Source organism: Cellulomonas hominis (assembly GCF_005239125.1).
Taxonomy (GTDB): Bacteria; Actinomycetota; Actinomycetes; order Actinomycetales; family Cellulomonadaceae; genus Cellulomonas; species Cellulomonas hominis_A.
The window spans coordinates 1-2,672 of sequence record NZ_SZYE01000298.1 but is presented as its reverse complement, the minus strand read 5'-3'; the positions used below and the strand labels follow the sequence as shown (position 1 = coordinate 2,672).

Below are 2,672 nucleotides of genomic sequence, written 5' to 3'. Positions count from 1 at the left end.
GGCCCCGCCCGCCGACCCCGCGCCCGCAGGACCCGCGGCCGCGTCCGCCGCCGCGGCCCCGGCCCGGAGCACCCGCAGCGACCCCAGCACCGCCACGACCGCGAGCACCGCCGCGGCCACGACCACGAGGTAGCCGCCGTGCGACCCCTGCCGGTCGATGAGCAGCCCCGCGACCCACGACCCGACCGACACCCCGACCCCGAGCGACGTGCCGACCCAGGTCAGCCCCTCGGTCAGCCGTTCGCGCGGGACGAGGTCCTGCACCAGCGCGTTGCCGTTGATCAGGGTCGGTGCGATCGCGAACCCGGCGACGAACATGACGACCGCGAGCATCACCATCGAGTCGACGAGCACGAACAGCGACGCCCCCAGCGCCAGCGCGACCATCCCGATCGCGAACCGCCGCCACAGCGGGGTGGTCCAGTGCCGGGCGCCGTACAGCAGCCCCGAGATCATCGACCCGCAGGCGAACACCGCGAGGATGACGCCCGCGAGCCCGGGCCGGCCGGACTCCTTCGCGAACGCCACCGTGCTGACGTCGGTGCCGCCGAAGATCGCGCCCATCGCGACGAACACGACCGCCAGCACGACCATGCCCCCGGACCGCATGACGGAGCGGCGTCGCACCGGGGTCCCGTCGGGGGCGGTGACGACCCGGCGGGGGTGCGGCGGCGGCTGCGTGGCGCGCTGCCCGAGGAACCAGAACCCGCCGAGCACCATGCCCAGCACCGGGACGACCAGGCCGGCCGACGGGGTGACGGCGGTGGCGAGCGTGGTGGCGAGGATCGGGCCGACGACGAACACCAGCTCGTCGAGGGCGGACTCCAGCGAGTACGCGGTGTGCAGCGCGCGCGGGTCGTCCAGGACGTGCGACCAGCGGGCGCGGACCAGCGCGCCGAACGAGCCGACGGTCGCGCCGACCACCACGGCGGTGGCGTACAGCGACCAGACGGGGGCGTCGGCGAGCGCGCACGCGACCAGACCGATCAGCGCGGTGGCGGAGACCGTGACCGCGGGGCGCATCACCCGGGCCTGCCCGTGCAGGTCGACGAGGCGCGCCAGCTGTGGCGAGCACACGGCCTGCGCCAGCACGTACGCCGCGGACACGCTGCCGGCCAGGCCGTACGAGCCGGACAGCGCCTGGATCATCAGCACGATCCCGATGCCGACCATGGACATCGGCAGCCGGGCGATCACGCCGGCGGAGGAGAACGCCAGCGCCCCCGGACGGGAGAGCACGTCACGGTAGGGCCCCAGCACGTCGTCAGTGTCGCACCCGCCGCCGACACCCCGCTCGCGGATGTCGGCCCGCCGGCCGGATACTCGGCGGCATGACGACGCGCGTGACGGACGTGGCCGACCAGCAGCGGTTCGAGATCACCGACGAGGAGGGGACCGTGCTCGGGGTCGCGGAGTACCGGCGGCGCCCGGGCGTCGTCGTGTTCACCCACACCGAGGTCGACCCGCGGCAGGAGGGTCACGGCGTGGGCTCGACGCTGGTGCGCGAGGCGCTGGACGCGGTGCGGGCCGCGGGGGACCGGATCGAGCCGCGCTGCCCGTTCGTGCGGGCGTTCGTCGAGGACCACCCGGAGTACGGCGACCTGGTCGCCGACCCGGCCGCCTGACCGGGCCGGGGCCGGGCCCGCGCGCCTGACCTCGCGGGAGCCGCACGGCGACGCGGCGGCCCCTCCGGCGACCCCGTCAGCCGCGCAGCAGCGCCCCCACGGGCGTGGCATCCCGGTCCCGCAGCAGCGCCGCGACGTCCTCGACGACGGCGACGGCCCCGGCGTCCCGGAGCTCCGCCTCCGAGGTGCCGCCCGACAGGACGCCGACGCACGGCACGCCCGCGCGCACCGCGGCCTCGACGTCCCACACCGAGTCGCCGACGAACACCGCACGGTCGGCGGGCACCCCGGCCAGGTCGAGCGCGGCGTGCACCAGGTCGGGCTCGGGCTTCGCCTCGTCGACGTCCTCGGCACCCGTGACCTGCACGAGGTCGTCGACGTCGAGCGTGGCCCGCAGCTTCTCCAGCTCCTCGGGGGCCGCGGAGGTCGACAGCACCACCCGCACGCCGCGGTCCGCCAGCGTCCGCACCAGCTCGCGCGCGCCGTCGAACGGGCGGAGCAGGCCGGCGAGCTCCGCGTACCGCGCGGTGTGCTGCTCCTTCGCGTCGTCGCCCAGCCGCTCGGCGTCGTCGCCGAGCAGCTCGGCGAGCAGCCGGCCGGAGCCCATGCCGATCCGCCGGTGCACCCGCCAGGCGTCGACGGGGTGGCCCACCTCGGCGAACGCCTGGACCCAGGCGTGCACGTGCAGGAAGTTCGAGTCGACGAGCGTCCCGTCGATGTCGAGCAGGACGGCGGTGGGTGCGTCGGTGCCGGTCATGCCCCCGGTCTAGCGGCTGGCGGCCGGGCCCGCGACCGGGCGGCCCCGGCGGGCGGACGGCGGGCCCCGCGGCTAGCGTGCGGCGATGCCCAGCCTGCGTCGCGCCGCGCCTCCCGGTCCCGCCCTCGCGGCCGGCTCCCGCACCGCGGCGCCCCGGCGCTGGGCCGTCGTGCCGGCGGCCGTCGCGCCGGTCGCGATGATCGGCGGCTGGCTGGTCGCCGAGGCCGTCGCGCCGGGGTTCGACCCGGTGCGCCGGACGATCAGCGAGCTCGCCACGGCGGACGTGCCGC

General features: G+C 76.9%; 4 protein-coding genes. 2 read left to right on the top strand and 2 right to left on the bottom strand.

Annotation, left to right across the window (positions count from 1 at the left end):
• Positions 1-1,260, bottom strand: a 1,260-nt coding sequence (locus tag FA014_RS19075) for an MFS transporter (RefSeq protein ID WP_154731185.1), incomplete at its 3' end; no start/stop codon positions are given.
• A 71-nt stretch (positions 1,261-1,331) separates the two neighbouring features.
• Between FA014_RS19075 and FA014_RS19070 the strand changes: the two genes are divergently transcribed.
• A complete protein-coding gene (locus tag FA014_RS19070) occupies positions 1,332-1,625 on the top strand; it encodes a GNAT family N-acetyltransferase (RefSeq protein WP_154731184.1) in 294 nt (97 codons plus the stop codon).
• A gap of 76 nt (positions 1,626-1,701) precedes the next feature.
• Here the strand turns inward: FA014_RS19070 and FA014_RS19065 are convergent, their stop codons facing one another.
• Complete coding sequence (locus tag FA014_RS19065) at positions 1,702-2,382, bottom strand: HAD family hydrolase (RefSeq protein WP_154731183.1); 681 nt, start codon at positions 2,380-2,382, stop codon at positions 1,702-1,704.
• Between the two features lie 85 nt (positions 2,383-2,467).
• On the opposite strand from FA014_RS19065, the gene FA014_RS19060 reads away from it, so the two are divergent.
• A partial coding sequence (locus FA014_RS19060; protein WP_230323432.1) for a hypothetical protein occupies positions 2,468-2,672 on the top strand: 205 nt, incomplete at its 3' end.